Source organism: Leisingera sp. UBA4491 (assembly GCF_002388965.1).
Taxonomy (GTDB): Bacteria; Pseudomonadota; Alphaproteobacteria; order Rhodobacterales; family Rhodobacteraceae; genus Leisingera; species Leisingera aquaemixtae.
In genome coordinates, this window is sequence record NZ_DGNN01000026.1 from 176478 (window position 1) to 202601 (window position 26124).

The window sequence follows — 26124 nt, forward strand, 5'->3', positions numbered from 1 at the left end:
GTTTGGACAAACCCTAACGGCAGGTGAACGGAAAAAACAGCGAGACTTTCGCAAGAAACTATGACAATCACTCATATATGTCCGTACCTCGAAAATTCCTGCCTTCCATCCCCTCCCTGCGCGCGCTGGAAGCGCTCGACCGGCTGGGCAGCGCCTCCGCCGCGGCTGACGAACTGGCGCTGACGCAGGGCGCCGTCAGCCGCCAGTTGCAGACCTTGGAACGGCAATTGGGGATGGAGCTGGTGCAGCGGGACCAGAAGCGGCTGATGCTGACCACAGAGGCGCAGGATTACGCGGCGGAGATCCGGCAGGCCTTGAACCAGATCGTGCAATCCACCCTGCGATTGCAGGCCGCACCGCTGGCCGGGACGCTGAACCTGGCCATTCTGCCCGCCTTCGGAATGCGCTGGCTAATGCCGCGGCTGCCGGACTTTGCCCGGCTGCACCCGGATGTGACGATCAACATGTCCACCCGGCTGGAGCCTTTTAATTTCGCCACGGAACCCTTTGATGCGGCTATTCATTTTGGAAATGCCGAGTGGCCCGGCACGCAATCCCTGCTGCTGAAGCACGAACAGCTGCTGCCGGTCTGCGCGCCGCGGCTTTTGGATGGGCGGACGGTTGCGGACCCAAAGGACATACTGAAGCTGCCGCTGCTGCACATCCAAACCCGGACGACCGCCTGGCGCGACTGGTTCGCCCGGCTGGGAATTGCCGCGAATGACGGGCTGAGCGGCACGATCTATGATCAATTCGCAACCATCACCCAGGCCGCGCTGCATGGCCTCGGGGTGGCGCTGATGCCGGATTACCTGGTGGAACAGGACCTGGCGACGGGCCGTCTGGTGGCGCTGCATCCGGAGGCTTCGGAGACCTCCGGCGCCTATTACCTGGTGTGGCCGGAGCGGAAATCCGGCGCGCCTGCGCTGGTCAAGTTCCGGGAGTGGCTGGCGGAACAGGCGCAGCCGGAAGATCCGCTGCCGCGCTGACCGGCGGCCGGAAAACAAGGGGGTGACATGCATGCACCCCCTGTGCACCGCCTGTACACCCCCCGATGCCGCTTCAGCCGAGCGCGTAGCCCGCGCCGCGCACCGTGCGCACCGGGTCGCTGCCGCCATGCTGAGTCAGCGCCTTGCGCAGCCGCCCGATGTGAACGTCAACAGTGCGGGTGTCGACATAGATGTCGCGGCCCCAGACCCGGTCCAAGAGCTGCTCGCGGCTCCACACCCGGCCCGGCTTCTCCATGAAGGTGGAGAGCAGGCGGAATTCCGTCGGCCCCAGCTTCAGCGGACTGTCGGCGCGGCTGACCTTGTGGGTTTCCGCGTCCAGCACGATGTCGTCGTATTCCAGCCGCACACCGACCGTGGAGGGCCGCACCCGGCGCAGCTGGGTGCGCACCCGGGCCATCAGCTCAATCACCGAATAGGGTTTCACCACGTAATCATCGGCGCCGGTTTCCAGCCCGCGCACCTTGTCGACCTCTTCCGAGCGGGCCGACAGCATGATCACCGGAATATTGCGGGTTTCCGGACGGGTCTTCAGCCGGCGGCACACTTCGATGCCGCTGAGGTTGGGCATCATCCAGTCCAGGATGATGATATCGGGCATGTCCTCCTCGACCACCAGCAGCGCTTCCTCGCCATGTTCGGCGCGCAGCACGCGAAAGCCATCGGCTTCGAGGTTGTAGGCCAGCACTTCCCGCTGGGCCATTTCATCTTCAACAACAAGAACGGTGGGCTGATCGGCAGCCATCGGTCAGATCTCCTGCGGTGTTGTCGAGGTGGTGTCGGCTTTCTTGCGGTCTTCCTCCGGTTTCTCGCCGGTCACAAGATAGATCACCTGCTCCGCAATCGCGGTCACGTGGTCACCCATGCGTTCGGTGTTTTTTGCGATGAAATGCAAGTGCATACAGGCCGAAATGTTGCGCGGGTCTTCCATCATATGGGTCAGGAATTCGCGGAACAGGGCGTTGTACATCTGGTCCACATCGCGGTCGCGCTCGATCACGTCGCGGGCCAGCTCCACGTCGCGCTGGATGTAGGAATCAAGCGCATCCTTGAGCATCCGCTCAACCTCGCGCGCCATCCGGCGCAGGGCGGCGGCGCCTTCGCTGATGTTAGGGCCCTGGGCCAGCACGGCGGTGCGCTTGGCCATGTTTTTGGCATAGTCGCCAATGCGTTCCAGGTTACCGGCGATCTTCATCACCGACAGCACCAGCCGCAGGTCAGAGGCCGCGGGCGCGCGCAAGGCGATCAGACGGGCGGTTTCCTCGTTGATCAGCTCTTCCAGCCCGTCGATGGCCTTGTCGCCCTGGCGCACGGTCAGCGCCAGTTCCTCGTCGCGGGTTTCCAGCGCGCGGGCCGCCTCGCGGATGGCGTCCTCGACCAGGCCGCCCATTTTCATGATCCGGGCCTGAATTGCCTCCAGGTCGCGGTCGAATGCCGATGCTATATGCTGCTCTGCCATGTTGAAATTCCTATAGATCAGCCGATCCGGCCGGTGATGTAGCTTTCGGTGCGCGGATCTTCGGGGTTGGTGAAGATCTGGCCGGTGGGGCCGAATTCCACCAGGTTGCCGAGGTGGAAGAAGGCGGTTTTCTGACTGACGCGCGCGGCCTGCTGCATCGAGTGGGTGACGATCACCACCGAGTAGCTGGCGCGCAGCTCGTCAATCAGCTCTTCGACCTGGGCGGTCGCAATCGGATCCAGCGCCGAGCAGGGTTCGTCCATCAGCAGCACTTCAGGCTCCGTCGCGACGGCGCGGGCAATGCACAGGCGCTGCTGCTGGCCGCCCGAAAGACCGGTGCCGGGAGCGTCCAGACGGTCCTTCACCTCATCCCAGATTGCTCCGCGGCGCAGGGATTTCTCCACGATTTCATCAAGTTCCGCCTTGTTTCTCGCCAAGCCGTGGATGCGCGGGCCATAGGCCACATTGTCGTAGATCGACTTGGGGAACGGGTTCGGCTTCTGAAACACCATGCCGACCTTGGCGCGCAGCTGCACCGGATCGACGCGCTTGTCGTAAATATCCTCGCCATCCAGCAGGATATCGCCCGTCACCTTGCAGGTGCCGATGGTGTCGTTCATCCGGTTCAGGCAGCGCAGGAAGGTGGACTTGCCGCAGCCGGAGGGACCGATGAAGGCAGTGACGGTGTTGTCCTCGATCTCGACGTTCACGTCTTTGATTGCGTGGGTGTCGCCGTAAAAGACGTTCACGTCCTTGGCGGCGATTTTGATGTTGTGAGTGTCCACGGTGTTATCCATCAAGGTCATGTCGTTCATTGCACTATGCCCCCTTACCAGCGGCGTTCAAAGCGGCGGCGCAGGATCACGGCAAGCGTGTTCATGGTCACCAGGAAGAGAAGAAGGATGATGATGCCGCCCCAGGCGCGTTCATAGAAGGCCGGGTCGGCGCGTTTGGCCCATTCGTAGATTTGCGCAGGCATCGCCGAGTTCGGCGCGAGCAGGCCGTCGGCAATGGTTTCCGGCGCGTTGGAGGCGATGAAGCCGACCATGCCGATGAGCAGCAGCGGCGCGGTTTCCCCCAGCGCCTGCGCCAGGCCGATGATGGTGCCGGTCAGGATGCCGGGCGCGGCCAGCGGCAGCACGTGGTGGAACACCGCCTGCATTTTCGAGGCGCCGACGCCGAGGGCAGCGTCACGGATCGACGGCGGCACCGATTTCAGCGAAGCGCGGGTGGAGATGATGATGGTCGGCAGGGTCATCAGCGTCAGCACCAGACCGCCCACCAGCGGCGCCGAGGTCGGCAGGTGCATGTAGTTGATGAAGACCGCAAGGCCCAAGATGCCGAACACAATCGACGGCACCGCGGCGAGGTTGGAGATGTTCACCTCGATCATGTCGGTGAGCCAGTTCTGCGGCGCGAATTCTTCAAGGTAGATCGAGGCCGCAACGCCGATCGGCAGCGCCAGCGCCAGCACCACAAACATCATGAACAGCGAGCCCAGCATGGAGACGCCGATGCCTGCGGCTTCGGGGCGGGCGTCAGAGGCGTCGGCGCCGGTGATGAAGTCGAGGTTGAAGGTCTTCTCCAGCACACCGGCGGTGGCCAAAGCATCAACAAGATCAAGCTGTTCGGCAGAGATGTTCTTGTCGTTGACGATGCTGTCGCGGGTGACTCGCCCCTTCAGGTAGCCGTCCACGCGGCTGGAGGCGAGAAAGCGGAACTCCACCGTCTGGCCGATCTGGTCCGGGTTGGCGATCACGTAGTCGCGCAGCTGCGCGGCCACGTCCTTGGACAGCACGCCGGCCAGGTCCTTGGCCTTGAGGCTGGTGTCGATGCCCAGCTCCTCAACCGTGGCCTCCATCGCGCCCTTGATGATCGGGGCATAGCCGAAGGTGGTGACCTTCTTGATGTCCTCGATGTTGCGCTCCCCCTTCTTGTCGAGCTTGCTTTCCAGCAGCTCCACATTGAGCGTCACAAAGGTTTGCTGGAACGCGCCGGTGCCCTTGCTGACAATGGTGGTCACCAGGACCAGCAGCATGACCAGACCTGCGGTGATGGCGGCGATGCCATAGCCGCGGAACCGTGCTTCGGCTGCGTTGCGCTTCCTGGTGCGCGGGGTCTGTTGCAGCAACGACCCGCCGTGTTTGCGGGGCGCGGCGCCTGCGGGGGATTGGCTGAGGTCAGTCATTATTCATACTGCTCCCGGTATTTGCGCACGATATAGAGCGCCAGGACGTTCAGGCCGAGGGTCAGGACAAACAGGGTCAGGCCCAGGGCGAAGGCAACAAGGGTTTCGGGGCTGGCAAAGTCGGTGTCGCCGGTCAGCTGGCTGACGATGCGGGTGGTGATGGTGGTCATCGATTCCAGCGGGTTGGCAGAGAACTTGGCAATCGCCCCTGCCCCCATCACCACGATCATGGTTTCGCCAATGGCGCGCGACGCGGCCAGCAGCACCGCACCGACGATGCCCGGCAGCGCGGCCGGCATCACCACCTGGCGCACGGTTTCGGATTTTGTGGCGCCCAGCCCCAGCGAGCCATCGCGCAGCGCCTGCGGCACCGCGTTGATGATGTCATCCGACAGCGAGGAGACGAAGGGGATCAGCATAACGCCCATCACCAGCCCAGCCGTCAGCACCGAGGTGGCACCGGCCATCCATTCGACGCCCAGCAGGCCGCCCTTGGCGAACAGGTTCGCCAGCGCCGGGCCCACGGTCAGCAGCGCAAACAGGCCGTAAACGATGGTCGGGATACCTGCCAGGATCTCCAGCAGCGGCTTGGCGAAGGAACGCACCGTGCCGCTGGCGTATTCGGACAGGTAGATGGCAGCAAACAGGCCCACCGGCACCGCCACCAGCAGCGCGATGAAGGAAATGTAAAGCGTCCCCCACAACAGCGGCAGGATCGACAGGTCGCTGCCGCCGCGGAAGTTAGGGGCCCAGGTGGAGCCAAAGAAGAAGTCGGTCCAGGAGTGCAGGCCGAAGAAGTTCTTGGTCTCAAACAGCATCGACAGGACGATGCCGACGGTGGTCAGGATCGCCAGCGAAGCCGCCAGGATCAGCAGCGCCAGCACGCCGCGCTCCACCACGTTGCGGGCGCGGAAGTCCTTGTGCGTGCGGCCGTAGGCCCAGACAAAGCCGCCAAGCGCCAGCAGCGCGACAACCACGGTCATTGCAGTTTTGCCGGTATGGGACAGGTTTCGGTAGGACTGGGCGGCACTCAGCACCTCGGGGCGCACGTCAGAGCCGAGGGCAACGCCAACCTCGCCCATCAGGGCGCGCAGGTCCTGCCCGCCGCCTGCGGCATCCCGCGCCTCACGGCGGGTCAAGAGGCCCTGCTCCACCGCCAGATCCAGCCCTTCGGCAACCCGGCGCACGTCGCTCATCACCAGGCCGATGGTGGTGTTTTCCGGCACGGCCTCTGCCGGGATCATGCTCGAGACGCGGTTCTCGATAATCAGCGGCTGGGCCAGCAGCCAGACGGCCAGCACCGCGATGGCCGGCACAAACGCGGCCAGCGCAACGTGGTAGCCATAATAGGACGGCAGCGAATGCAGGTCTCTTGCATCGCCCCCGGCGGTTCTGAGCGCGCGGCTGCGCCCCAGGTAGAAACCCGCTGCGGACAGCGCAAGCAGGAGAACAACGAGCCAGAAAGTGGGCATGGAGGGCTCCGTTAGGCGGTGACGGAAAGGGAAACAGCGTCGGGGACCGGGAAAAACAGCGCCGGGGCAGAAGGCTCCGCCCCGGCAAATCTTAGATCAGCGCGAAGCCTTAGGAGTTGCCGCCCATGACGGCTTCGTTTGCGACGGTTTCCTGAGTCTCGGCCAGTTCCGGGTCCGCGACCAGGCCGTATTCGGCCAGCGGGCCGTCTTCGCCTGCAACTTCGTCGGCGACGAAGAATTCAGCGTATTCCTTCAGGCCCGGGATCACGCCGATGTGGGCTTTCTTCACGTAGAAGAACAGCGGGCGGGACACCGGGTATTCGCCGGATGCGATGCTCTCGGTCGAGGGCACAACTCCGGACATGGTCGCAACCTGCAGCTTGTCGGTGTTGTTTTCATAGAAGGCCAGGCCAAAGACGCCGATGCCGTCCTTGTTGGACTCAATCCGGGCCAGGGTCTCGGTGTAGTCGCCGTCGATGTCGACCGACTTGCCGTCGGTGCGCAGGGCGATACAGGCCTTTTCAGCAGCTTTCTTGTCGCCGCCATTGGCTTCCTTGAAGGCTTCAAAGGCACCGGTTTCCTCGCAGCCCGCCAGGATCACCTTGTCTTCGAACACTTCGCGAGTGCCGTGCTTGGTGCCCGGAACAAAGGCCTGGATGTCGACAGCCGGGAAATCCGGGTTCACGTCGGCCCAGGTGGTGTTCGGGTTATTGGCCAGTTCGCCATCGACCAGGATCTTGTCGGACAGCGCCAGGAACCAGTCGGACGGGGTGAATTCGAAGGCGTCGGCGCTGCTGTCGGAGGCAAACACGATGCCGTCATAACCGATGCGGACCTCGATGATGTCGGTCACGCCGTTTTCGGCACAGGCGGCGATTTCCTTGTCCTTGATCTTGCGCGACGCATTGGCGACGTCGATGGTGTTTTCGCCGACACCTTCGCAGAACCGCTTCAGGCCCGCGGAGGAGCCGCCGGATTCCACAACCGGGGTCGGGAAGTCGAAGTTCTCGCCAAAGGCCTCAGCCACGATCGAGGCATAGGGCAGAACGGTCGACGAACCGGCAACCTGCACCTGGTCGCGCGCGGCTGCTGCGGTGGCAGAAACGGCGGAAATTGCCAGGGCGGAAGCGGTCAGTTTCACAAAGGACATTTTTGTCTCCATGAGTTTTCAATGTTCGATCACCCCTCGGTGACCTTGGCGCATCACCTAGAGGCCGCTGATGAGGCTTTTGTGACACCAGTGTAACAGGTTCATGACAAACCCGGTTCCGGCGGCAAAAAATGTGTCATGAATCAGCAAACCGCCGCCGGAGATGTCCGGCGGCGGCTTTTCACTTTGAGGATTTACGGCGGCGGTTATTCAGGGAGGATTACCGTAAAAACAGACCCTTGCCCCAATTCGCTATCGACCCGAAGGCGCCCGCGGTGGCGATTGACGATGTGTTTTACAATTGCCAGGCCCAGCCCGGTGCCGCCCATCTCGCGCGAGCGGTGGCTGTCGGCGCGATAAAAGCGTTCGGTCAGGCGCGGCAGGTGGACAGGGTCGATTCCCGGACCGTTGTCGATCACCTGAACGCGGGCGGCGGCGGCGCGCACCGCCGGGTCGCGGTCGGTACGGCTCAGCACCACCCGGACCTGGTCGCCGCCGTATTTCACCGCGTTTTCAACCAGATTGGTAAAGACCTGCTGCAACTGGTCCGGATCGCCCGTGACCGAAACCGCCTCGTCCGGAGCCTCCAGATTTATCTGCACGCCGCGGGCCTCTGCCACCGGCTGAAGCGTCTTGAGAGTCGAGGCCAGATGGCCGGTCAGATCGACGGTCTGCTTGGGCCGCACCCGTTCTTCGCTTTCCACCCGGTTCAGGGACAAGAGGTCGCCCACCAGCCGGTTCATCCGGCTCGCCTCGCCCTCCATGATCGCCAGGAAACGGTCGCGGGCCTGCGCGTCCTCCCGGGCCGGGCCGCGCAGGGTTTCGATGAAGCCGATCAGCGCGGTCAGCGGCGTGCGCAATTCGTGGCTGACATTGGCGACAAAATCGCGCCGCATCTGGCCTGCCTGCTCGCGTTCGGTGACGTCGTCGAAACAGGCCAGAACCGCGCCGCCGGCGACCGCGCCGATGCCGGGCACATAGCGCAGGGTGACCGCAAAGGTAGTATCCTGCGCACCGTCATTGGCAAGATGCTTGGCCACGCGCGGGCTGCGGTCGCGCAGGCAGCCCTCGATGGCGGCGGCCACGCTGGGCTGGCGCAGGATGGTGGCGAAATGGCGCCCCTTCACGCCCTGCCCCAGCAGCGCTGCGGCATCGGCATTCACCGCGATGAACCGCTCTGTCTGGTCCACCAGAACGGCCGGCAGCGGGATGGCCGCAAGAAATCCGTCAATCAGCTCCGTCGTCATCAGATCCCCGTCGTTGAGAGTGCGGCCTGCCTAGCGCCGCGATGTAAACGGCATGTGGCACCCCCGTTCAGCCAGCGCAAAATCCGGCAGGCGGCGGCTGATTACAGCGGTTTCATCTCTGCCCGGAAGCGGCGCATGTTGTCCTGATAGTGGAGCGCGCTTTGGGTAAGCTTCGCGGCCAGCGCGGCATCAACCTCCCGCACCACCTTGCCGGGGCTGCCCATGACCAGCGAGTTGTCGGGGATTTCCTTGTTCTCGGTGACCAGCGCGCCGGCGCCGATCAGGCAGTTCTTGCCGATCTTTGCGCCATTGAGGATGGTGGCGCCCATGCCGACCAGGGTGTTTTCGCCGATGGTGCAGCCGTGCAGCATCGCCTTGTGGCCGATGGTGCAGTTCTTGCCGATGGTCAGCGGATAGCCCGCATCAATGTGCATCACCACGTTTTCCTGCACGTTGGTGCCTTCGCAGATGCGGATCTCCTCGTGGTCGGCGCGGATGGTGACGCCGAACCAGACCGAAGACCCCGCCTCCATCACCACCTTGCCGATCAGATTGGCATCGGGGGCAACCCAGGTGTCCTCATGAATTTGCGGCTTGTCTTCTCCAAGTGCGTACAGGGTCATGACTGCTCCTCGAATTGGGTTTGCAGGGCGCGCACATGCTCCTGCAGCTTGGGCTGCTGGATCCGGCGCATCCGTTCGGCTTCGACGATGGTTTTCAGCTTGGCCTCGGTCTGGTCCAGGTCGTCGTTGACCAGCACGTAATCGTAATAGCCCCAGTGGCTGATCTCATCCCAGCTTTTCTGCATCCGCTTTGCGATCACCTCTTCGCTGTCCTGGGCGCGGGTTTCCAGGCGGCGGCGCAGCTCCGGGATCGAGGGCGGCAGGATGAAGATCGACAGCGCGTGCTTGCCGAGGTCCGAGTTGCGGATCTGGATCTCCCCCTGCCAGTCGACGTCGAACAGCACGTCCTGGCCGGCCTCGATGGTGTCCCTGACCGGGCCTGCGGGCGAGCCGTAGAAATTGCCGAAGACATGGGCGTGCTCCAGCATGCCGCCTTCGGCCACATTCTGGCGGAACTCGTCCTCGGACATGAAAAAGTACTCGCGGCCGTGCTCCTCGCCCGGGCGCGGGGCGCGGGTGGTGGCAGAGACCGAGAACTTGAGGCCCGGGTCCCAGGCCATCAGGCGGCGGGCCAGTGTGGATTTGCCTGCGCCCGAAGGCGATGAGAGGATGATCAAAAGGCCGCGGCGGTCCGCCATCTGGGCACTCCTTTTCTTATTCTATGTTCTGCACCTGCTCGCGCATCTGGTCGATCACGGTTTTCAGCTCAAGCCCCACCGCCGTCAAGGCGCTGTGCTGCGCTTTTGAACAGAGCGTGTTGGCCTCCCGGTTGAACTCCTGCATCAAAAAGTCGAGCTTGCGGCCTACCGCGCCGCCTTTGATCAGCAGATCGCGCGCGGCGCCGACATGGGCGCCGAGGCGGTCCAGTTCTTCGGTGACATCCGCCTTGACCGCAATCAGCGCCAGCTCCTGCGCCACCCGGTCCGGATCGGCGCCATCGGCGTTGTCCAGCACCCGGGCCAGATTGGCCTTGAAGGTCTCGGCCATTTTCACCTTGCGCTCATCGGCGCGGGCGCCCGCTTGGGCCGTCAGTGAGGCGACCTGCTCCAGCTGGCCGTTAAGGATTACGGCAAGCGCAGCGCCCTCGGCCTCGCGCATCTGCACGAATTCCGCCACAAGGGTTTCCAGTTCCTTGCTCAGCGCTTTCACCAGCGGCGCCGGATCGTCGTCGATTGCGGCCTGTTCCAGCACGCCCTTGAAGCCCAGCACCTCCGCGGCGGAGGCCGGGCGGATGCCGACCCGGTTCTGCTCGGCAATCGACTGCGCCTCGCCCAGGGCCTTGATCACCGACTGCAGGACCGCAGTGTTGATCTGGACCTGCGCGGCGCTGTCCTCGGTCCGGGTGATCCGCAGAGTCAATGATACATTGCCCCGCGCCAGCGCCTTGGACAAAACCGAACGGATATGGTTTTCAAGGCCTTCCAGCCAATCCGGCACCCGCAGCCGGATGTCCAGCCCCTTGGCATTGACCGAGCGGAGCTCCCAGCTCCAGCTGTGCTGCCCGGTGCTGCCCTGCGCCGAGGCAAAGGCGGTCATGCTGCGGATGGTCATGGGAAAGGCCCTCTCGTCGCTGGTGGTTGGACAGCTCTACTGTCTCAAAAGTATAGGGTGCAAGCGCAATCGCATAAACGCCGCTAGCCCTGCGCGTTAACCATTGCTTAAAGAAGTAGTCCAAATTTGAATTAGATTGTGGCATCTTAACTTCAGGGTAACCATACCGGCCCTAAGTGTTAACGCAGCCGCTGGCTGATGGGGACGCAAGGCACGCCGGGGTTGAAGGGGATATGAGATGTTTTTTGGCAGCCGCAGCGGCACTGAGATGACGAGCAGTCAGGACAAGGTTGTTTCCATGAACCGGTTCCGCAAAGGCGGGCCGCTGTCGCCGCTGCGCCAGGCTGAGGCCTATTGGACGGCCCTGCGGCGCGGCGATGATGTGCCGAGCCGGTCCCAGATCGACCCGCGCGGGCTGGAGAACATCCTGAGCCACACCTTTATCCTGGAACGGATCGCACCGGGCATTGCCCGGTTCCGCCTGGCCGGGTCGCTGGTGAACGGCATGGCCGGCATGGAGGTGCGCGGCATGCCGATCACCGCCTTCTTCACCACCGACGCGCGCAAGCAGCTGAGCTCGGCGATGGAGCATATGTTCGAAACGCCCGCAATCGTGGAGCTGGAACTGCAGATCGAAGCGCCGCGCCTGCGCAGCCCGCGCGAGGCCCGGATGCTGATGCTGCCGCTGCGCAGCGATCTGGGTGACATCAGCCGGGTTCTGGGTGTGCTGGTGGCGGATGACGGCGAAACGGTCACCTCGCAGCGGTTTTCGATCTCCTCGATCGAAATGCGCGCGGTCGGCAAGGCAACCGGCACCGCCGGATTCAAGGCCAAGCCGCGGCCTGATGCCGCCACGCCTGCCGCCAAGGAAGAGCGCCGCGATGTGAACCGGCCCAACCCGGGATTTGCCGAGACCCAGGCGCGGTTCAAGCCGGAGCGGTCCATTCTGGATGAGGCCAAGGCGCTGCTGGAGCGCAGCCGCGCGGCCAGACCCGCGGCACCGGCGGATGCGCCCGCGGCGGCACCGGCCAAACCCAAGGGCGCACCGCATCTGCGCCTGGTGGTCAGCCGCGACTGACAGGCCGCACCGCATAGCTGTTTTCATTCAAGTACAAGGTCATAGCACTTGAATTGACTGCGCCCCGAGGGAGAACCCCGGGGCGCTTTTTTTGGTGTCGGAGCCTAGCGGGAAGGCCGCGAACCCGCGGCCTGCCTGGTGTCAGTCGGCCTGACGGGCGCTCTGTGCAGCGCGCAGGGCGGACAGTTCCTCTGCCACCAGGAAGGCCAGTTCCAGCGACTGGCTGGCATTCAGGCGCGGATCGCAGGCGGTGTGGTAGCGGTCGCTCAGGTCTTCCTCGGTCACGGCGCGGACGCCGCCGGTGCATTCGGTCACGTCCTGGCCGGTCATCTCGAAATGCACGCCGCCGGGCACGGTGCCCTCGGCCTTGTGGACGCCGAAGAAGTCGCGCACTTCGCGCAGCACGCTGTCGAAGGGGCGGGTTTTGTAACCGGTGGAGGACTTGATGGTATTGCCGTGCATCGGGTCGCAGACCCAGGTCACCTTGGCGCCCTCTTCCTTGACCGCCTTGATCAGCCGCGGCAGATGCTCGCCTGCCTTGCCGGCGCCGAAACGGGCGATCAGGGTCAGCTTGCCTTCTTCATTCTCGGGGTTCAGGCGCGCCATCAGCACCTTCAGGTCCTCGGCGGTGGTGCTCGGGCCGCATTTGAGGCCGATCGGGTTCAGTACGCCGCGGCAGAATTCCACATGGGCGCCGTCGGGCTGCCGGGTGCGGTCGCCGATCCAGATCATGTGGCCGGAGCCGGCCAGCCATTTGCCGGAGGTGGAATCGAGACGGGTCAGCGCCTCTTCATATTCCAGCAGCAGGCTTTCATGGCTGGTGTAGAACTCGACAGTGGAGAATTCATGGGTGGTGTCGGCATTGATCCCGGCAGCCGCCATAAAGTCGATGGTGTCCTGGATGCGGGTCGCGATCTCGCTGTATTTCTGCACTTCCTGTTCATCGGTGAAGCCCAGTGTCCAGGAATGCACCCGGCTCATGTCGGCAAAACCGCCGGTCGAGAAGGCGCGCAGCAGGTTCAGGGTTGCGGCGGCCTGGGTATAGGCCTGCAGCATCTTGCTGGGATCGGGAATGCGGGCGCCGGGCGTGAAGGCGAGTTCATTGATGATATCGCCGCGGTAGCTGGGCAGCTCGACCCCATCGATGATTTCGGTCGGCGCGCTGCGCGGCTTGGCGAACTGGCCGGCCATGCGGCCCACCTTCACCACCGGCACCTTGGCGCCATAGGTCAGCACCATCGCCATCTGCAGCATCACCTTGAAGGTGTCGCGGATCGCATCGGCGCTGAACTGGTCGAAGCTTTCGGCGCAGTCGCCGCCCTGCAGCAGAAACGCCTCGCCGCGGCCCGCAGCGCCCAGATGCTGCTTGAGGCGGCGCGCCTCACCGGCGAACACCAGCGGAGGATATTTGGAAAGCTGAGCCTCGACAGCGTTCAGCGCTGCCGGATCAGTATAGTCCGGCATCTGAACCCGCGGCTTGCTGCGCCAGTCCGATTTTTGCCATTCGCTCATGACTTTTTCTCCGCATCAGAGGACTTTAGAAATTATTGGAAGCTCTATACAAAATCCGTACCTTGGAGGCCAGTTTAGAATTGCGCCTACTTGACCCGGCGTCCATCCTGTGAACACGGTTTTCTGACCTGCCGCGGAGCCCGCTCCCGCGGCCCGACTTGTTTCTTGAAGGACCCCGCCATGCAGACGTCACGCAAGCCTGCTGATTCTGGATTTGAAGCCGGCCAGCCGAGAAGGTTTGTCTTTGTGCTGCTCGACAAGTTCACGATGCTGTCCTTTGCATCGGCTGTCGAGTGCCTGCGGATCGCAAACCGGATGTATGGCGAGGACATGTACTCCTGGACCCTGGTGGGCGAAGGCGGCGAGAATGTTACCTGCTCTGCCGGAACCACGTTTCATCTGGATGACGATCTGATCGAGCTGCGCCGCGACGACGTGGTGATGCTGTGCTCCGGCATTGACGTGCAGGAGGCCACAACCAAGAAACTGCTGGCCTGGCTGCGCCGCGAGGCCCGCAAGGGGCTGACCGTGGGCGGGTTGTGCACGGCCTCTTATACCATGGCCAAAGCCGGGCTGCTGGACGGCAAACGGGCCACCATCCATTGGGAAAACGCCGACAGCTTTGCCGAGGAGTTCGACGAGGTCGACCTGACCAAATCGGTGTTTGTTATCGACGGCAACCGGGTGTCAACCGCCGGGGGCACATCGTCGATCGACCTGATGCTTAAGCTGATTGCCAACGACCACGGCGAGGAACTGGCGAATGCGGTGGCGGACCAGCTGATCTATTCCTCGATCCGCACCGACCAGGACACCCAGCGGCTGTCGATCCCGACCCGGATCGGCGTGCGCCACCCCAAGCTGTCGATGGTGATCCAGATGATGGAAGCCAACATCGAAGAGCCGATAAGCCCGTCGATCCTGGCGCAGGACGTGGGCATGTCGACCCGCCAGCTGGAGCGGCTGTTCCGCCGCTACCTGAACCGCTCGCCCAAGCGCTATTACATGGAGTTGCGGCTGCAGAAGGCGCGCAACCTCTTGATGCAGACCGACATGAGCGTGATTAACGTGGCGCTGGCCTGCGGCTTTGCCTCGCCGTCGCATTTCTCCAAATGCTACCGCGCCCATTACGACACCACCCCCTACCGCGAGCGCGGCAGCAAGGCGGCGGCGTATAAGGCCTGAACGGCTGCAGACTGCTCTGTCTAACGGGACAGTCTGAAAACCGCGCCCTCCGTTTCCGAGGCGAACCAGATGCTGCCATCGGGCGCTTCCTGCACGTCGCGGATGCGGCCTGTCTCGCTGCTTTGCAATTGCTCCACCTCCTTCAGGGGCGCACCTGACAGGCGGGCGATGTAGTCGAACTTCAGCGAGCCGACGAAAACATCGCCGCGCCACTCAGGCCACATGCGGCCGGAATATATCATCATGCCGGAGGGCGCGATGGAGGGGTCCCAGTACCACTGCGGCTGCTCCATGCCGGGTTTGGCGGTGCCCTCGCCGATCCGCGCGCCGGAATAATGGCGCCCGTAGGAGACCACCGGCCAGCCGTAATTGGCGCCTTTGCGGACACGGTTGACCTCATCACCGCCCTTGGCGCCATGTTCAGCGACCCACAGGTTACCTTGCAGGTCCAGCGCCATGCCCTGCGGGTTCCGGTGCCCGTAGGACCAGATTTCCGGCTGGGCGTCTTGCCTGCCGGTAAACGGGTTGCTGGCGGGCACCGTGCCGTCGCGGTTGATCCGCACCACCGATCCCTGGTGCAGCCGCAGGTTCTGGGCGCTGGGGCGGTCGCCGCGCTCCCCCAGCGAAAGGAACAGGGTGCCGTCGCGCGCCTCCACCACGCGGGCGCCGAAATGCCGGCCGCCGCGGGACCCAGGCGCGGCCTCGAACAGCAGCCTGACACCGTTCAGCTGCGTATTGTCCCGGCTAAGCTTGCCAACGGCCAGGGCGGTGCCGGCCCCGCGCCCCTGGCGCTTGGCGTAGGTCAGGAAAACCTCGCGGCTGCTGGCAAAGTCGCGCGGCACCATGACATCCAGCAGCCCACCCTGGCCCTCGGCGGCCACTGCAGGCGTGCCGCTGACGCGCTGCTTTTGCCCGCCCTGCACATGGAACAGCTGGCCGTCCCGCTCTGTCACCAAAAGGCCGCCGTCCGGCAGAAACGCAAACGCCCAGGGCACATCAAACCCCGCAGCCATCCGGGTGACGCGCAGCGTTCCCTGGCTGCTGGAGAGAGTTTCTGCACGCGCGGCCGTGCAAACCGCCATCAGCGCCAGGGTAAGCGTCACGGGGCGAAGCAGCTGTAACATTGAGGTCTTTTCCTTCTGCTGATTCCGCGGTAAATCCACGCCGGCGCTGCATCCGGGGATCAAGAGGAGGAGCAGCGCGAAACAGGCGGCCCGAGGAATATTGTTCCGGTTCAATAAGACTTTTCTTTTTCAACCGGCTTGCCTAGGGTCCGATGTGAACATTTTTGTTCCAACAATGGGAGTTCTCAAATGAAAAAACTGCTGATGGCCACTGCGGCCGCTGCGCTGACGGCTGGCACCGCATTTGCTGGCGGCCATGCGAAGGAAGTGAAACTGGGCGTGCTGTTCGGCTTCACCGGCCCGATTGAATCGCTGGCCCCGGCCATGGGTGCCGGCGCCGAGCTGGCCATGGAAGAGGTCACCAAGTCGGGCAAGCTTTTGGACAGCGCCACCGTGACCCCGGTCCGCGCTGACACCGGCTGCATCGACAACGGCCTGGCAGTGGCAAACGGCGAAAAGCTGGTGGCAGAGGGCGTGAACGGCATCATCGGCGGCGACTGCTCCGGTGTGACCGGTGCCATCCTGCAGAACGTGGCGATTCCGAACGGCATGGTGATGATCTCGCCGTCGGCCACCTCGCCCGGCCTGTCGTCCATGGAAGACAACGGCCTGTTCTTCCGCACCTCGCCGTCGGACGCGCGCGAAGGCCAGGTGATGGCCGAGATCCTGAAGGAGCGCGGCATCAACTCGATCGCGCTGACCTACACCAACAACGATTATGGCAAGGGCCTGGCGGACGCGATCAAAACCTCCTTCGAAGAGGTTGGCGGCGAAGTCACCATCGTGACCGCGCATGAAGACGGCAAGGGCGACTATTCCGCTGAAGTCGGCGCGCTGGCCTCGGCTGGCGGCGACATTCTGGTGGTTGCGGGCTATCTGGACCAGGGCGGCCTGGGCATCATCCAGGGCGCGCTGGATTCCGGTGCGTTTGAAACCTTTGGCCTGCCCGGCGGCATGATCGGCGACACCCTGCCCCAGAACGTCGGCCAGGATCTGGACGGCTCCTTCGGCCAGATTGCCGGTTCCGACAGCAAAGGCGCGGAAATCTTTGCCGAAATGGCAAAAGAGCGCGGCTTTGACGGCACCTCCGCCTATGCGTCTGAATCCTATGACGCAGCAGCGCTGTTCCTGCTGGCGATGCAGGCTGCCAACTCCACCAACCCGGCGGATTATGTCGGCAAGATCCTGGACGTGGCCAACGCCCCGGGCGAGCCGATCAACCCGGGCGAGCTGGGCAAGGCGCTGGAAATCCTCGCCGCTGGCGGTGAGATCGACTACCAGGGCGCAACCGGTGTTGAGCTGATCGGCCCGGGTGAGAGCGCAGGCTCCTACCGCGAGATCGAAGTGAAGGACGGCAAGAACGAAACCCTTCGCTTCCGCTGATAAGCAACGGAAAAGCAACCAAAAAAGAACAGCCCGGGTTTCGCCCGGGCTGTTCCAAATTAAAAACGCCGCAAAAACTGCGGCAGGGGATGTAATGACATGATCGTCGTCGAGGACTTGCACAAGCACTTCGGCGGGTTCCACGCGGTGGATGGCGCTTCGCTGGAAATCGCTAAGGGGTCCATAACCGGTTTGATCGGCCCGAACGGTGCCGGGAAAACCACACTTTTCAACGTTATCGCGGGTGTTCTGGAACCAACCTCTGGCCGGGTCACAATGGACGGTGAGGACATCACCGGCCTGCCCCCGCATGAGCTGTTCCACAAGGGCCTGCTGCGCACCTTCCAGATCGCGCATGAGTTCTCCTCGATGACCTGCCGGGAAAACCTGATGATGGTGCCCGGCGCGCAGTCGGGGGAAAGCCTGTGGAACACCTGGTTCGGCCGCAAGCGGATCGCCGACGAGGAACGCGCACTGCGGGCCAAGGCCGACGAGGTGCTGGAGTTCCTGACCATCAGCCACATCGCGGACCTGAAGGCAGGCCAGGTGTCCGGCGGCCAGAAAAAGCTGCTGGAGCTGGGCCGCACCATGATGGTGGACGCCAAGATCGTCTTCCTGGACGAGGTTGGCGCCGGCGTGAACCGCACCCTGCTTTATACCATCGCCGATGCGATCAAGCGCCTGAACGAGGAGCGCGGCTACACCTTCGTCGTCATCGAACACGACATGGAATTCATCGGCCGCCTGTGCGACCCGGTGATCTGCATGGCCGAGGGCAAGAAGCTGGCCGAGGGCACCCTGGACGAGATCAAGGCAAACGAGCATGTGATCGAGGCCTATCTGGGCACCGGTCTGAAAAACAAGGACAAGCTGGAGGCGGACGCATGAGCGACAACCCCTACCAGGACGATCACGGCAACAAGGACGCCTCGATCACCAACCTGAAAGGCGTGGGCACGATGCAGCCCGCCCATCTGAAAAGCGGCCCTGTCCGCAAGGTCGAGGGTGGCCCGTTCCTGATCGGCGACACCATGACCGGCGGCTACGGCCGGGGTCCGGACATCCTGCACGACTGCACCATTGCGGTCGACAAGGGCGAGATCGCGGTGATCGTCGGCCCGAACGGCGCCGGTAAGTCGACCGCGATGAAGGCGGTGTTCGGGATGCTGAACGTGCGCTCCGGCTCCGTCCGGCTGGACGGCGAGGACATCACCCAGCTGACCCCGCAGGACCGGGTGATCAAGGGCATGGGATTTGTGCCCCAGACCAGCAACATCTTCACCTCGATGACGGTGGAGGAGAACCTGGAGATGGGCGCGTTTATCCGCACCGATGATTTCCGGTACACGATGGAGCAGGTCTATGATCTGTTCCCGATCCTGCGCGACAAGCGCAACCAGCCGGCCGGTGAGCTATCCGGCGGCCAGCGCCAGCAGGTGGCGGTGGGCCGCGCGCTGATGACCAAGCCGAAGGTTCTGATGCTGGACGAGCCGACGGCGGGTGTGTCCCCCATCGTGATGGATGAGCTGTTCGACCGCATCATTGAGGTCGCCCGCACCGGGCTGCCGATCCTGATGGTGGAGCAGAACGCCAAGCAAGCGCTTGAGATCGCGGACAAAGGCTATGTCCTGGTGCAGGGGCGCAATGCCTTTACCGGCACCGGCAAGGAGCTGCTGGCCGATCCCGAAGTGCGCAAGTCGTTCTTGGGGGGGTGATAGATGTTCTTATCCCTGTTAATTCGCCGCGCCGGATTGCTTAGTGTTTTGAGCGCAGGCGCAATCCTTGCGGATTCCACCGTACTCCAAGCTGCTCCACTGCAGCACAGCTGCCTCTTTGATCACGTTGCAAAAGTAACAAAAGAAGGCATGCAGAGGGCTGACGTGTCCTTGCGGGTAACTGTTGCTCGCCGAAAACGCAGTGGACGCGTGATCGTGGATGGCAGCGGCGACTATAAGGCCCGTGCGAAGTCTTTCGATAACGGTGCTGTCGAGTACTTCTTCAAGACAGGCGTCTCGAAAGAAACAATCACTATAAGCCCGCAAGGCGAAGCCCTCTGGGACATCCGGTTCAGAAATGAGGATTACATGGTTTATGTCGGAACCTGCGGCGCAGTAGAGGTGTCTTCCTGATGGATCTTCTCAACGCCCTCGTGGCGCTTACCAACTTTGTTATCGTCCCCGGGCTGGCCTATGGCAGCCAGCTGGCGCTTGGCGCGCTGGGGGTGACACTGATTTACGGGATCCTGCGATTCTCCAACTTTGCCCATGGCGACACCATGGCGTTCGGCGCCATGGTCACCATCCTGTTCACCTGGCTGTTCCAGTCCGTGGGGCTGAGCGCAGGGCCGCTGCCGACCGCGCTGCTGGCGCTGCCGTTTGGCATTCTGGGCACCATTGCGCTGATGCTGCTTACCGACCGGACCGTCTACCGGTTCTACCGCCAGCAAAAGGCGAAGCCCGTGATCTTCGTCATGGTCTCGCTCGGCGTGATGTTCATGATGAACGGCATCGTGCGCTTCATCATCGGGCCGGGCGATCAGCGCTTTACCGATGGCGAACGCTTCGTGATCTCGGCGCGGACCTTCAAGAAGCTCACCGGTCTGCAGGAAGGCCTGGCGATCAAGACCACCGAGGCGCTGACCGTGATCACCGCGGTGATCGTGGTGGCGGTGCTGTTCTGGTTCCTGAACAAGACCCGCACCGGCAAATCGATGCGGGCCTACTCGGACAACGAGGATCTGGCGCTGCTCTCCGGCATCAACCCGGAGCGCGTGGTGATGTACACCTGGATGATCGTGGCGGCGCTGGCGACCATTGCGGGAGTTCTCTATGGCCTCGACAAATCGTTCAAGCCGTTCACCTATTTCCAGCTGCTGCTGCCGATCTTTGCCTCAGCCATTGTGGGCGGCCTCGGCAACCCGATCGGGGCCATCGCCGGCGGATTCATCATCGCCTTCTCCGAGGTGACGATCACCTATGCCTGGAAAAAGGTTCTGACCTACGGCCTGCCGGACAGCCTGGCGCCTGACGGGCTGGTTCAGCTCCTCAGCACCGACTACAAGTTCGCGGTTTCCTTCGCGATCCTGATTGTCGTCCTCCTGTTCAAGCCCACCGGCCTTTTCAAAGGGAAAGCGGTATGACCGATACTATGAAACATACGCTTCTTTTCGTCTTTGTCGGCGTGATGATCCTGCTGGAAGGCATGACCGACTTCCTGTTCTTCTCCGGCTCCTGGAACTCGGCGCTGGTGATCCTGAACATGGGGCTGATCTCGGCCATCATGGCCATCGGGGTGAACATCCAGTGGGGCTTTGCCGGGCTGTTCAACGTCGGCATCATGGGCTTTACCGCGCTTGGCGGGCTGGCCGTGGTGCTGGTGTCGACACCGGTGATCCCGGCGGCCTGGTCGTCGGGCGGCGTCAGCATCGTGATGGCCCTGGTGATGGGCGCGCTGACGGTTGTGGCCGCGGTGATGATCACCAAGTTCATGCCCGCAGGAAAACTGCGTGCGCTGGTGCTGGCCGTTGTGCTGATCGCGGGCTTCTTCGTCTACCGCGCGATCTTCGATCCGGCGGTCGGCTCGGTCGAGGCGATCAACCCCGCGCTGCAGGGCAATATCGGCGGCCTGGGCCTGCCGGTGCTGCTGGCCTGGCCCGCTGGCGGCCTGCTGGCAGCCGGTGCCGCCTGGCTGATCGGCAAGACCGCCCTGGGCCTGCGCTCCGACTACCTGGCGATTGCCACGCTGGGCATTGCCGAGATCATCATCGCAGTCCTGAAGAACGAGGACTGGCTGTCGCGCGGCGTGAAGAACGTGGTCGGCCTGCCCCGTCCGCTGCCCTATGAGGTGGATCTGCAAAACGATCCGTCCTTTGTGGAGCGTGCGGCAAGCTGGGGCATGGACCCTGTCACCGCCTCGACCGTTTACGTGAAGGCGGGCTATGCGCTGATGTTCACGGTGGTGCTGCTGGCGCTTCTGTGGATGGCGCAGATGGCGCTGAAAAGCCCCTGGGGCCGGATGATGCGCGCGATCCGCGACAACGAGACGGCAGCAGAAGCGATGGGCAAGGACGTCACCCGCCGCCACCTGCAGATCTTCGTGATCGGCTCCGCCATCTGCGGCATTGCCGGCGCGATGATGACCACGCTGGACAGCCAGATGACTCCGGGCACCTACAACCCGTTGCGCTTCACCTTCCTGATTTGGGTGATGGTGATCGTCGGCGGTTCCGGCAACAACTTCGGCGCGGTGCTGGGCGGCATGCTGATCTGGTTCTTCTGGATCAAAGTGGAGCCGATGGGTATCCTGCTGATGGAGCTGGTGACCTCTGGCATGGCCGAGGGCAGCGCGCTGAAGGGGCATCTGATGGAGAGCGCCTCGCATATGCGGCTGTTCACAATGGGCCTGATCCTGCTTCTGGTGCTGAGGTTCAGCCCGCGGGGCCTGATCCCGGAGAAATAGGCAACGGCTTTGGGATCGCTCTTGTGCAACACAGCCTGCAAAAGAAAACTGCAAAGGGGGCCGCGGCGAAAGCTGCGGCCCTTGTTTTTCTGGCGCTTCTGGCCGCGCCTTTCAGCTATTACGCCGCCGTGTTCGGGATCGAGGGGCTGGGCGGCGGCCCGCAGAGAGACAGCTATCTGTTCGTTCCGGGCGCTGCTTGGTCCAATGCCGCCATCTCTGTGCACATGCTGATCGGGGCCGCCCTGCCAGTTCTGGCGCCGCTGCAGCTGGGTCTGGGCCTCAGCGGGCGCCTGCCCGCGCTGCACAGATGGCTGGGCCGCCTTCTTATCCTGGCGGCCTGCGTGACGGCGGCGGGCGGGCTGGCCTTTACCGCCTGGCAGGGCACGATTGGCGGCTGGCCGATGGACATAGGGTTTTCGGTCTATGGCCTGTTGCTGCTGACCGCGGCCCTGGAAACCGCCCGCCTGGCGCGGCAAGGCCAGACCGCCCGCCACCGCAGGTGGGCGCTTCGGCTGCTGGTCCTTGCGATGGGGTCCTGGCTGTACCGGGTTCAATACGGGCTGTGGGCGCTGGCCACCGGCGGGGCCGCATCGAACCCGCAGTTCACCGGCGGGTTCGATCTGTTCATGAATGCGGGCTTTTACCTGCCCTGGCTGCTGCTGCTGGAGCTTATCCTGAGGCGCCGCCCTAGCGCCCCCTGAACAGGCTGCCGAGGATTCCGCGGACGATGCGGCGGCCCGTTGTCCCTTTCAGCTCCTTGATCACCGCTTCCGACATCGCCGAGGTAAAGGTGTCTTTCTCGCGGTAAGAGCGCGAGGTTGACCGGCTGACCCGGGTTCCCGAATAGCGGCGGGCGGCGTTGAATTCCCGCGCCATCGGCTGCGCCGACTCTTCGGCCTCGGTTTCCGAGGTTTCGGCCTCCTGCGCGGCTGTTTGCGCCCGCTGCGCCAGGATCTCATAAGCCGAACGGCGGTCCACCGGGGTGTCGTATTTTCCTGCCATATCGGACGCTTTCAAAATGGCTGCCCGCTCTTGTTCCGTGATTGGCCCCAGCTGGGTGCTGGGCGGGCGGATCAGTGTCCGCTCCACCACACCGGGCACCCCCTTCTTTTGCAGCATCGAGGTGACCGCCTCGCCCACGCCCACCTCGCGGATGGCGTCCTCGGTCGGGAACCGGGGGTTCTCGCGGTAGGTCCCGGCAGCCAGCCGCAGGTTCTTTCGGTCCTTGGCGGTGAAGGCACGCAGCGCGTGCTGGATGCGGTTGCCAAGCTGGCCCAGAATATCCTCCGGCACGTCGGCCGGGTTCTGAGTGATGAAATACACTCCCACGCCTTTGGAGCGGATCAGGCGGGCCACCTGCTCCACCTTGTCGATCAGCGCCTTGGGCGCGTCGTCAAACAGCAGGTGCGCCTCGTCAAAGAAGAACACCAGCCGCGGCTTGTCCGGGTCCCCGACCTCCGGCAGCTCCTCGAACAGCTCGCTGAGCAGCCACAGCAGAAACGTCGCATAGAGGCCCGGCGCCGCCATCAGCTTGTCCGCAGCCAGGATATTGACCATGCCCTTGCCGGCCTCATCGCAGCGCATCAGGTCGCTCAGCGCCAGGGCAGGTTCCCCGAACAGGCCCGCGCCGCCCTGGTTCTCCAGCACCAGCAGACGGCGCTGAATTGCGCCGATCGACGCGGTCGAGACATTGCCATAGCGCAGCGACAGCTGGCTGCGGTTCTCGCCGGTCCAGACCAGCAGCGCCTGCAAGTCCTTCAGATCCAGCAGCGGCAGCCCCTCATCGTCGGCCAGCCGGAAAGCGATGTTCAGGATGCCTTCCTGCGCCTCGCTCAGCTCCAAGAGGCGCGCCAGCAGCAACGGGCCCATTTCGGCCACCGTGGTGCGCACTGGATGCCCCTGCGCGCCATAAAGGTCCCAGAACGTGACCGGACAGGCATGGTAGCCATAGCCGGTAAAACCGATCTTCTCCGCCCGGGCCGTAAAGGCGCTGTGCAGCTTGTGGCTGTCCGAGCCCGCCTTTGCCAGGCCAGACAGGTCCCCCTTCACATCCGACAGGATCACCGGCACGCCGGCATTGGAAAACCCTTCGGCCAGGATCTGCAGCGTCACCGTCTTTCCGGTGCCGGTTGCGCCGGCGATCAGCCCGTGGCGGTTGGCATATTTCAAGGCCAGCCCCTGCGGCGTCCCGTAATCCTCGCCGCCGCCGCCCAGAAATACCTGTTCTGTCATGCCTCGCTCCTGCCTGTGTGTTCTGCCTGTGGATAACAATACAACGTTAACTTTTCCGTGCGATAGTCAATCTTGCCCGCCCCTGCACTTGCGGTTGCCGCGGCGGACATTTCCTCCCTGTCAGACTGGCCGTGCCTTGTGCACGGCCTCCTTTTTTCCAGCGCAGCTGCCTGTAAAACAGGCACCCCGGCCGGCATCCCGCCGCAATCGCCGGCTATTTTCGCCAAATCAGGGCCGCACTGCATTTTTTTGAAGTTGCATGTTGACCGATGGCCAGCCCTTTCGTAACGTCCTACGCAATAACTAAGTCGGCCAGTCCGACGGGGAGACGCAAATACGAAAAAGGGAACCAGCGGGTTCCCTTTTTTGTTCTTAATCAGCAACTTCCATGGTTGAGGCAGATTGAGCGGTTTTCCCCGCAGATCGCCTGATATTAACCTGACACTGCCCGGGCAGCGTGTTACACGCAAAAGCAGCGTCTGTAGAAAAATGAGGCATTCATGTTGAAGTCCCTGACCCCGATCACGCTGGCCGCACTGCTGGCCATGACCGCACCGCTGGCAGCGCAGGAAACAGCGGCGGAAGAGGAGACCGCCGGGGCGGAAACCGCAGAACAGGCTGACCAACAGTCCGAACAACAGGCTGAGCAAGGCGAAAAAGCGGAATCGTCCGCGGACGATATTCTGGATCTTGGCGAACCGGTCAGCACCGACCCGCAACTGGGCCAGCGCTATTCCAAAGAAAAGCACGGCGACTGGGATCTGGCCTGCATCAAGACCGAGAGCGAGACCGACCCCTGCTCGCTGCTGCAGGTTCTGGCGGGTCCGCAAGGCAATCCGATTGCAGAGGTGTCGCTGTTCCGGATTGACCAGCAAGGCGGCCAGGCGGTTGCCGGCGCCACCGTGATCGTGCCGCTGGAAACCCTGCTGCCGGCCGCGCTGACCATCTCGATCGACGGCGCACCGGCCAAGCGTTACAACTATTCCTTCTGCAACCAGCTGGGCTGCGTGGCGCAGATCGGCCTGACCCAAGGCGATATCGACGCCTTCAAGAAAGGCAAGCAAGCCACGCTGTCGCTGCGCCCGGCGCCTGCACCGGATCAGGTGGTGGAGATGAAGCTGTCGCTGAGCGGCTTCACCGCAGGATATGACGTGGTGGACGTGGTCAAGCAGTAACGCTGGCACCTTCCCGAAACCGGAACGCCGCGCGCCCCTGGGGGCCGCGGCGTTTTCCGTTTGCCGGCCCTCAGACCCTGCGCAGGGCCAGCACCGCGTTCAGCCCGCCAAAGGCAAAAGCATTGGACAGCGCCACATCGACCCGTGCCTCGCGCGCCTCGTTCGGGACCACATCCAGGGCGCATTCCGGATCCGGCTCCTCATAGCTGATGGTCGGGGCAATCACCCCGTCGCGCAGCGCCATGATGCAGGCCAGCAGCTCCACCGCGCCGGTGCCGCCGATCAGGTGGCCGTGCATGGATTTGGTTGAGGAGATCATCAGGCTGTCGGCATGGGGGCCGAACACATCCGCCACCGCGGCGCATTCGGTTTTGTCGTTGGCCGCGGTGCCGGTGCCATGCGCGTTGATATAGCCGACCTCGGACGCGTTGACGCGGGCATCCTGCAGCGCCCCGGCAATCGCCCGCGCGGCGCCCTGCTTGCTGGGCATGACAATATCAGCAGCGTCCGAAGACATGGCGAAACCGATGACTTCGCACAGAATTTCTGCGCCGCGCGCTTTGGCGTGGTCATATTCCTCGAACACGAACACGCCGGCCCCTTCACCCTGAACCATGCCGTTGCGGTTGGCGCTGAACGGACGGCAGGCGTCCTTGGACATCACCCTCAGCCCCTCCCAGGCCTTCACGCCGCCAAAGCACAGCATTGATTCCGAACCGCCGGTGATCATCACCGGGCTCATGCCCGAGCGCACCATCTGGAACGCCTGCGCCATCGCATGGTTGGAGGAAGCGCAAGCGGTGGAAACGGTGAAGCTGGGGCCTTTGAGGTTGAACTGCATCGACACGTGGCCGGCCGCGGCATTGTTCATCAGCTTGGGCACCACAAAGGGATGCACCCGGTTCTTGCCGTCCTCGTAAACGCTGCGGTAATTCTCATCCAGCGTTTGCATGCCGCCGCCGGAGTTGCCCAGAACCACCCCGGCTTTGGCTGACAATTCGCCATGAAACTCCAGCCCGGACTGCGCGATGGCTTCCTTGGCGGCGGTCAGGGTGAACTGCGTGAAGCGGTCATACAGGCTCATCTGCTGGCGGTTGAACCGGCCTTCGGCCTCAAACCCGCGGACCTGGCCGCCGATGCGGATCGCCAGCCGCTCCACATCGCGGAATTCCAGCTCGCCGATGCCGCAGCGGCCTTCGCGCATGGCTTCCAGCGTGGCGGGCACGGAATGGCCCAGTGCATTGATGGTCCCGGCCCCGGTAATGACAACGCGCTTCATG

The 26124-nt window shown here is 63.4% G+C and carries 25 protein-coding genes; 11 read left to right on the forward strand and 14 right to left on the reverse strand.

From position 1 onward, the window contains the following. Nucleotides 1-77 precede the first annotated feature (77 nt). Nucleotides 78-989, forward strand: a complete 912-nt coding sequence (locus tag B2P87_RS14430) for a LysR family transcriptional regulator (protein WP_141890323.1) — start codon at nt 78-80, stop codon at nt 987-989. 73 nt (nt 990-1062) lie between these two features. On the opposite strand, the gene phoB is transcribed toward B2P87_RS14430, so the two are convergent. The 10 genes from phoB to B2P87_RS14480 form a co-directional block, all read right to left on the reverse strand. Continuing rightward, nucleotides 1063-1752 (reverse strand): phosphate regulon transcriptional regulator PhoB, encoded by a 690-nt coding sequence (phoB, locus tag B2P87_RS14435; RefSeq protein WP_141890322.1) that lies wholly within the window; start codon nt 1750-1752, stop codon nt 1063-1065. A 3-nt stretch (nt 1753-1755) separates the two neighbouring features. Further along, a complete protein-coding gene (phoU, locus tag B2P87_RS14440; protein WP_058286893.1) occupies nt 1756-2466 on the reverse strand; it encodes a phosphate signaling complex protein PhoU in 711 nt (236 codons plus the stop codon). Between the two features lie 17 nt (nt 2467-2483). Next, the gene (pstB, locus tag B2P87_RS14445; RefSeq protein WP_141890321.1) at nt 2484-3281 is read right to left on the reverse strand and encodes a phosphate ABC transporter ATP-binding protein PstB; all 798 of its coding nucleotides are present in this window, start codon (nt 3279-3281) and stop codon (nt 2484-2486) included. A 14-nt stretch (nt 3282-3295) separates the two neighbouring features. Next, nucleotides 3296-4654: a phosphate ABC transporter permease PstA gene (gene pstA, locus B2P87_RS14450; protein ID WP_141890320.1), complete on the reverse strand. Its 1359-nt coding sequence runs from the start codon at nt 4652-4654 to the stop codon at nt 3296-3298. Beyond that, nucleotides 4654-6126 carry a phosphate ABC transporter permease subunit PstC gene (gene pstC, locus B2P87_RS14455; protein WP_141890319.1) on the reverse strand — a complete coding sequence of 491 codons (1473 nt, stop codon included), beginning with the start codon at nt 6124-6126 and terminating at the stop codon, nt 4654-4656. Before pstC ends, pstA begins: the two co-directional genes overlap by 1 nt. A 109-nt stretch (nt 6127-6235) precedes the next feature. Continuing rightward, entirely contained in the window at nt 6236-7276 is a 1041-nt protein-coding gene (locus B2P87_RS14460; protein ID WP_058287278.1) for a substrate-binding domain-containing protein, read from the reverse strand. 206 nt (nt 7277-7482) lie between these two features. Beyond that, on the reverse strand, nt 7483-8523 hold the full coding sequence (locus B2P87_RS14465) for a sensor histidine kinase (RefSeq protein ID WP_141890318.1): 1041 nt from the start codon (nt 8521-8523) through the stop codon (nt 7483-7485). A 101-nt stretch (nt 8524-8624) separates the two neighbouring features. After that, the gene (locus B2P87_RS14470; RefSeq protein WP_141890317.1) at nt 8625-9146 is read right to left on the reverse strand and encodes a gamma carbonic anhydrase family protein; all 522 of its coding nucleotides are present in this window, start codon (nt 9144-9146) and stop codon (nt 8625-8627) included. Then, nucleotides 9143-9784 (reverse strand): guanylate kinase, encoded by a 642-nt coding sequence (gene gmk / locus B2P87_RS14475; RefSeq protein WP_058286887.1) that lies wholly within the window; start codon nt 9782-9784, stop codon nt 9143-9145. Before gmk ends, B2P87_RS14470 begins: the two co-directional genes overlap by 4 nt. Nucleotides 9785-9800: 16 nt before the next feature. Then, entirely contained in the window at nt 9801-10697 is an 897-nt protein-coding gene (locus tag B2P87_RS14480; RefSeq protein WP_141890316.1) for a YicC/YloC family endoribonuclease, read from the reverse strand. Between the two features lie 238 nt (nt 10698-10935). Here B2P87_RS14480 and B2P87_RS14485 point away from each other — a divergent pair, with 238 nt between their 5' ends. Next, nucleotides 10936-11775 (forward strand): PAS domain-containing protein, encoded by an 840-nt coding sequence (locus B2P87_RS14485; RefSeq protein ID WP_058286885.1) that lies wholly within the window; start codon nt 10936-10938, stop codon nt 11773-11775. Nucleotides 11776-11916: 141 nt separating this feature from the next. Here the strand turns inward: B2P87_RS14485 and B2P87_RS14490 are convergent, their stop codons facing one another. Next, nucleotides 11917-13287, reverse strand: a complete 1371-nt coding sequence (locus tag B2P87_RS14490; RefSeq protein ID WP_141890315.1) for a class II 3-deoxy-7-phosphoheptulonate synthase — start codon at nt 13285-13287, stop codon at nt 11917-11919. A gap of 180 nt (nt 13288-13467) precedes the next feature. On the opposite strand from B2P87_RS14490, the gene B2P87_RS14495 reads away from it, so the two are divergent. Beyond that, complete coding sequence (locus tag B2P87_RS14495) at nt 13468-14472, forward strand: GlxA family transcriptional regulator (protein ID WP_058286883.1); 1005 nt, start codon at nt 13468-13470, stop codon at nt 14470-14472. Between the two features lie 20 nt (nt 14473-14492). Here B2P87_RS14495 and B2P87_RS14500 read toward each other — a convergent pair whose 3' ends face one another. Then, nucleotides 14493-15596: a PQQ-dependent sugar dehydrogenase gene (locus tag B2P87_RS14500; protein WP_141890314.1), complete on the reverse strand. Its 1104-nt coding sequence runs from the start codon at nt 15594-15596 to the stop codon at nt 14493-14495. Between the two features lie 189 nt (nt 15597-15785). On the opposite strand from B2P87_RS14500, the gene B2P87_RS14505 reads away from it, so the two are divergent. The 7 genes from B2P87_RS14505 to B2P87_RS14535 all read left to right on the forward strand — a co-directional run bounded on the left by B2P87_RS14505 (nt 15786) and on the right by B2P87_RS14535 (nt 22138). After that, nucleotides 15786-16979 carry an ABC transporter substrate-binding protein gene (locus B2P87_RS14505; protein WP_141890313.1) on the forward strand — a complete coding sequence of 398 codons (1194 nt, stop codon included), beginning with the start codon at nt 15786-15788 and terminating at the stop codon, nt 16977-16979. Between the two features lie 99 nt (nt 16980-17078). Then, nucleotides 17079-17867, forward strand: coding sequence for an ABC transporter ATP-binding protein (locus B2P87_RS14510; protein WP_058286880.1), 789 nt, complete (start codon nt 17079-17081; stop codon nt 17865-17867). After that, nucleotides 17864-18694 carry an ABC transporter ATP-binding protein gene (locus B2P87_RS14515; protein ID WP_141890312.1) on the forward strand — a complete coding sequence of 277 codons (831 nt, stop codon included), beginning with the start codon at nt 17864-17866 and terminating at the stop codon, nt 18692-18694. Before B2P87_RS14510 ends, B2P87_RS14515 begins: the two co-directional genes overlap by 4 nt. Nucleotides 18695-18697: 3 nt before the next feature. Then, the gene (locus tag B2P87_RS14520) at nt 18698-19108 is read left to right on the forward strand and encodes a hypothetical protein (protein ID WP_141890311.1); all 411 of its coding nucleotides are present in this window, start codon (nt 18698-18700) and stop codon (nt 19106-19108) included. Further along, nucleotides 19108-20118 (forward strand): branched-chain amino acid ABC transporter permease, encoded by a 1011-nt coding sequence (locus tag B2P87_RS14525; RefSeq protein ID WP_141890310.1) that lies wholly within the window; start codon nt 19108-19110, stop codon nt 20116-20118. The genes B2P87_RS14520 and B2P87_RS14525 overlap by 1 nt, the downstream gene beginning before the upstream one ends. Then, nucleotides 20115-21437 (forward strand): branched-chain amino acid ABC transporter permease, encoded by a 1323-nt coding sequence (locus tag B2P87_RS14530; RefSeq protein ID WP_141890309.1) that lies wholly within the window; start codon nt 20115-20117, stop codon nt 21435-21437. The genes B2P87_RS14525 and B2P87_RS14530 overlap by 4 nt, the downstream gene beginning before the upstream one ends. A 23-nt stretch (nt 21438-21460) precedes the next feature. Next, a complete protein-coding gene (locus B2P87_RS14535) occupies nt 21461-22138 on the forward strand; it encodes a DUF2306 domain-containing protein (RefSeq protein ID WP_141890308.1) in 678 nt (225 codons plus the stop codon). Here B2P87_RS14535 and B2P87_RS14540 read toward each other — a convergent pair. Then, on the reverse strand, nt 22125-23669 hold the full coding sequence (locus B2P87_RS14540; protein WP_141890307.1) for a helicase HerA-like domain-containing protein: 1545 nt from the start codon (nt 23667-23669) through the stop codon (nt 22125-22127). The genes B2P87_RS14535 and B2P87_RS14540 overlap by 14 nt on opposite strands. A 500-nt stretch (nt 23670-24169) precedes the next feature. Here B2P87_RS14540 and B2P87_RS14545 point away from each other — a divergent pair, with 500 nt between their 5' ends. Further along, nucleotides 24170-24844 (forward strand): invasion associated locus B family protein, encoded by a 675-nt coding sequence (locus tag B2P87_RS14545; RefSeq protein ID WP_058286875.1) that lies wholly within the window; start codon nt 24170-24172, stop codon nt 24842-24844. A 70-nt stretch (nt 24845-24914) separates the two neighbouring features. Here B2P87_RS14545 and B2P87_RS14550 read toward each other — a convergent pair whose 3' ends face one another. Further along, nucleotides 24915-26123: a beta-ketoacyl-[acyl-carrier-protein] synthase family protein gene (locus B2P87_RS14550; protein WP_141890306.1), complete on the reverse strand. Its 1209-nt coding sequence runs from the start codon at nt 26121-26123 to the stop codon at nt 24915-24917. Nucleotide 26124: the final 1 nt, after the last annotated feature.

Excerpts from the sequence above, each read along its gene's own strand:
- B2P87_RS14430 (WP_141890323.1), top strand. The coding sequence starts at position 78 with ATGTCCGTACCTCGAAAATTCCTGCCTTCCATCCCCTCCCTGCGCGCG.
- phoB (WP_141890322.1), bottom strand. The coding sequence starts at position 1,752 with ATGGCTGCCGATCAGCCCACCGTTCTTGTTGTTGAAGATGAAATGGCC.
- phoU (WP_058286893.1), bottom strand. The coding sequence starts at position 2,466 with ATGGCAGAGCAGCATATAGCATCGGCATTCGACCGCGACCTGGAGGCA.
- pstB (WP_141890321.1), bottom strand. The coding sequence starts at position 3,281 with ATGAACGACATGACCTTGATGGATAACACCGTGGACACTCACAACATC.
- pstA (WP_141890320.1), bottom strand. The coding sequence starts at position 4,654 with ATGACTGACCTCAGCCAATCCCCCGCAGGCGCCGCGCCCCGCAAACAC.
- pstC (WP_141890319.1), bottom strand. The coding sequence starts at position 6,126 with ATGCCCACTTTCTGGCTCGTTGTTCTCCTGCTTGCGCTGTCCGCAGCG.
- B2P87_RS14460 (WP_058287278.1), bottom strand. The coding sequence starts at position 7,276 with ATGTCCTTTGTGAAACTGACCGCTTCCGCCCTGGCAATTTCCGCCGTT.
- B2P87_RS14465 (WP_141890318.1), bottom strand. The coding sequence starts at position 8,523 with ATGACGACGGAGCTGATTGACGGATTTCTTGCGGCCATCCCGCTGCCG.
- B2P87_RS14470 (WP_141890317.1), bottom strand. The coding sequence starts at position 9,146 with ATGACCCTGTACGCACTTGGAGAAGACAAGCCGCAAATTCATGAGGAC.
- gmk (WP_058286887.1), bottom strand. The coding sequence starts at position 9,784 with ATGGCGGACCGCCGCGGCCTTTTGATCATCCTCTCATCGCCTTCGGGC.
- B2P87_RS14480 (WP_141890316.1), bottom strand. The coding sequence starts at position 10,697 with ATGACCATCCGCAGCATGACCGCCTTTGCCTCGGCGCAGGGCAGCACC.
- B2P87_RS14485 (WP_058286885.1), top strand. The coding sequence starts at position 10,936 with ATGTTTTTTGGCAGCCGCAGCGGCACTGAGATGACGAGCAGTCAGGAC.
- B2P87_RS14490 (WP_141890315.1), bottom strand. The coding sequence starts at position 13,287 with ATGAGCGAATGGCAAAAATCGGACTGGCGCAGCAAGCCGCGGGTTCAG.
- B2P87_RS14495 (WP_058286883.1), top strand. The coding sequence starts at position 13,468 with ATGCAGACGTCACGCAAGCCTGCTGATTCTGGATTTGAAGCCGGCCAG.
- B2P87_RS14500 (WP_141890314.1), bottom strand. The coding sequence starts at position 15,596 with ATGTTACAGCTGCTTCGCCCCGTGACGCTTACCCTGGCGCTGATGGCG.
- B2P87_RS14505 (WP_141890313.1), top strand. The coding sequence starts at position 15,786 with ATGAAAAAACTGCTGATGGCCACTGCGGCCGCTGCGCTGACGGCTGGC.
- B2P87_RS14510 (WP_058286880.1), top strand. The coding sequence starts at position 17,079 with ATGATCGTCGTCGAGGACTTGCACAAGCACTTCGGCGGGTTCCACGCG.
- B2P87_RS14515 (WP_141890312.1), top strand. The coding sequence starts at position 17,864 with ATGAGCGACAACCCCTACCAGGACGATCACGGCAACAAGGACGCCTCG.
- B2P87_RS14520 (WP_141890311.1), top strand. The coding sequence starts at position 18,698 with ATGTTCTTATCCCTGTTAATTCGCCGCGCCGGATTGCTTAGTGTTTTG.
- B2P87_RS14525 (WP_141890310.1), top strand. The coding sequence starts at position 19,108 with ATGGATCTTCTCAACGCCCTCGTGGCGCTTACCAACTTTGTTATCGTC.
- B2P87_RS14530 (WP_141890309.1), top strand. The coding sequence starts at position 20,115 with ATGACCGATACTATGAAACATACGCTTCTTTTCGTCTTTGTCGGCGTG.
- B2P87_RS14540 (WP_141890307.1), bottom strand. The coding sequence starts at position 23,669 with ATGACAGAACAGGTATTTCTGGGCGGCGGCGGCGAGGATTACGGGACG.
- B2P87_RS14545 (WP_058286875.1), top strand. The coding sequence starts at position 24,170 with ATGTTGAAGTCCCTGACCCCGATCACGCTGGCCGCACTGCTGGCCATG.
- B2P87_RS14550 (WP_141890306.1), bottom strand. The coding sequence starts at position 26,123 with ATGAAGCGCGTTGTCATTACCGGGGCCGGGACCATCAATGCACTGGGC.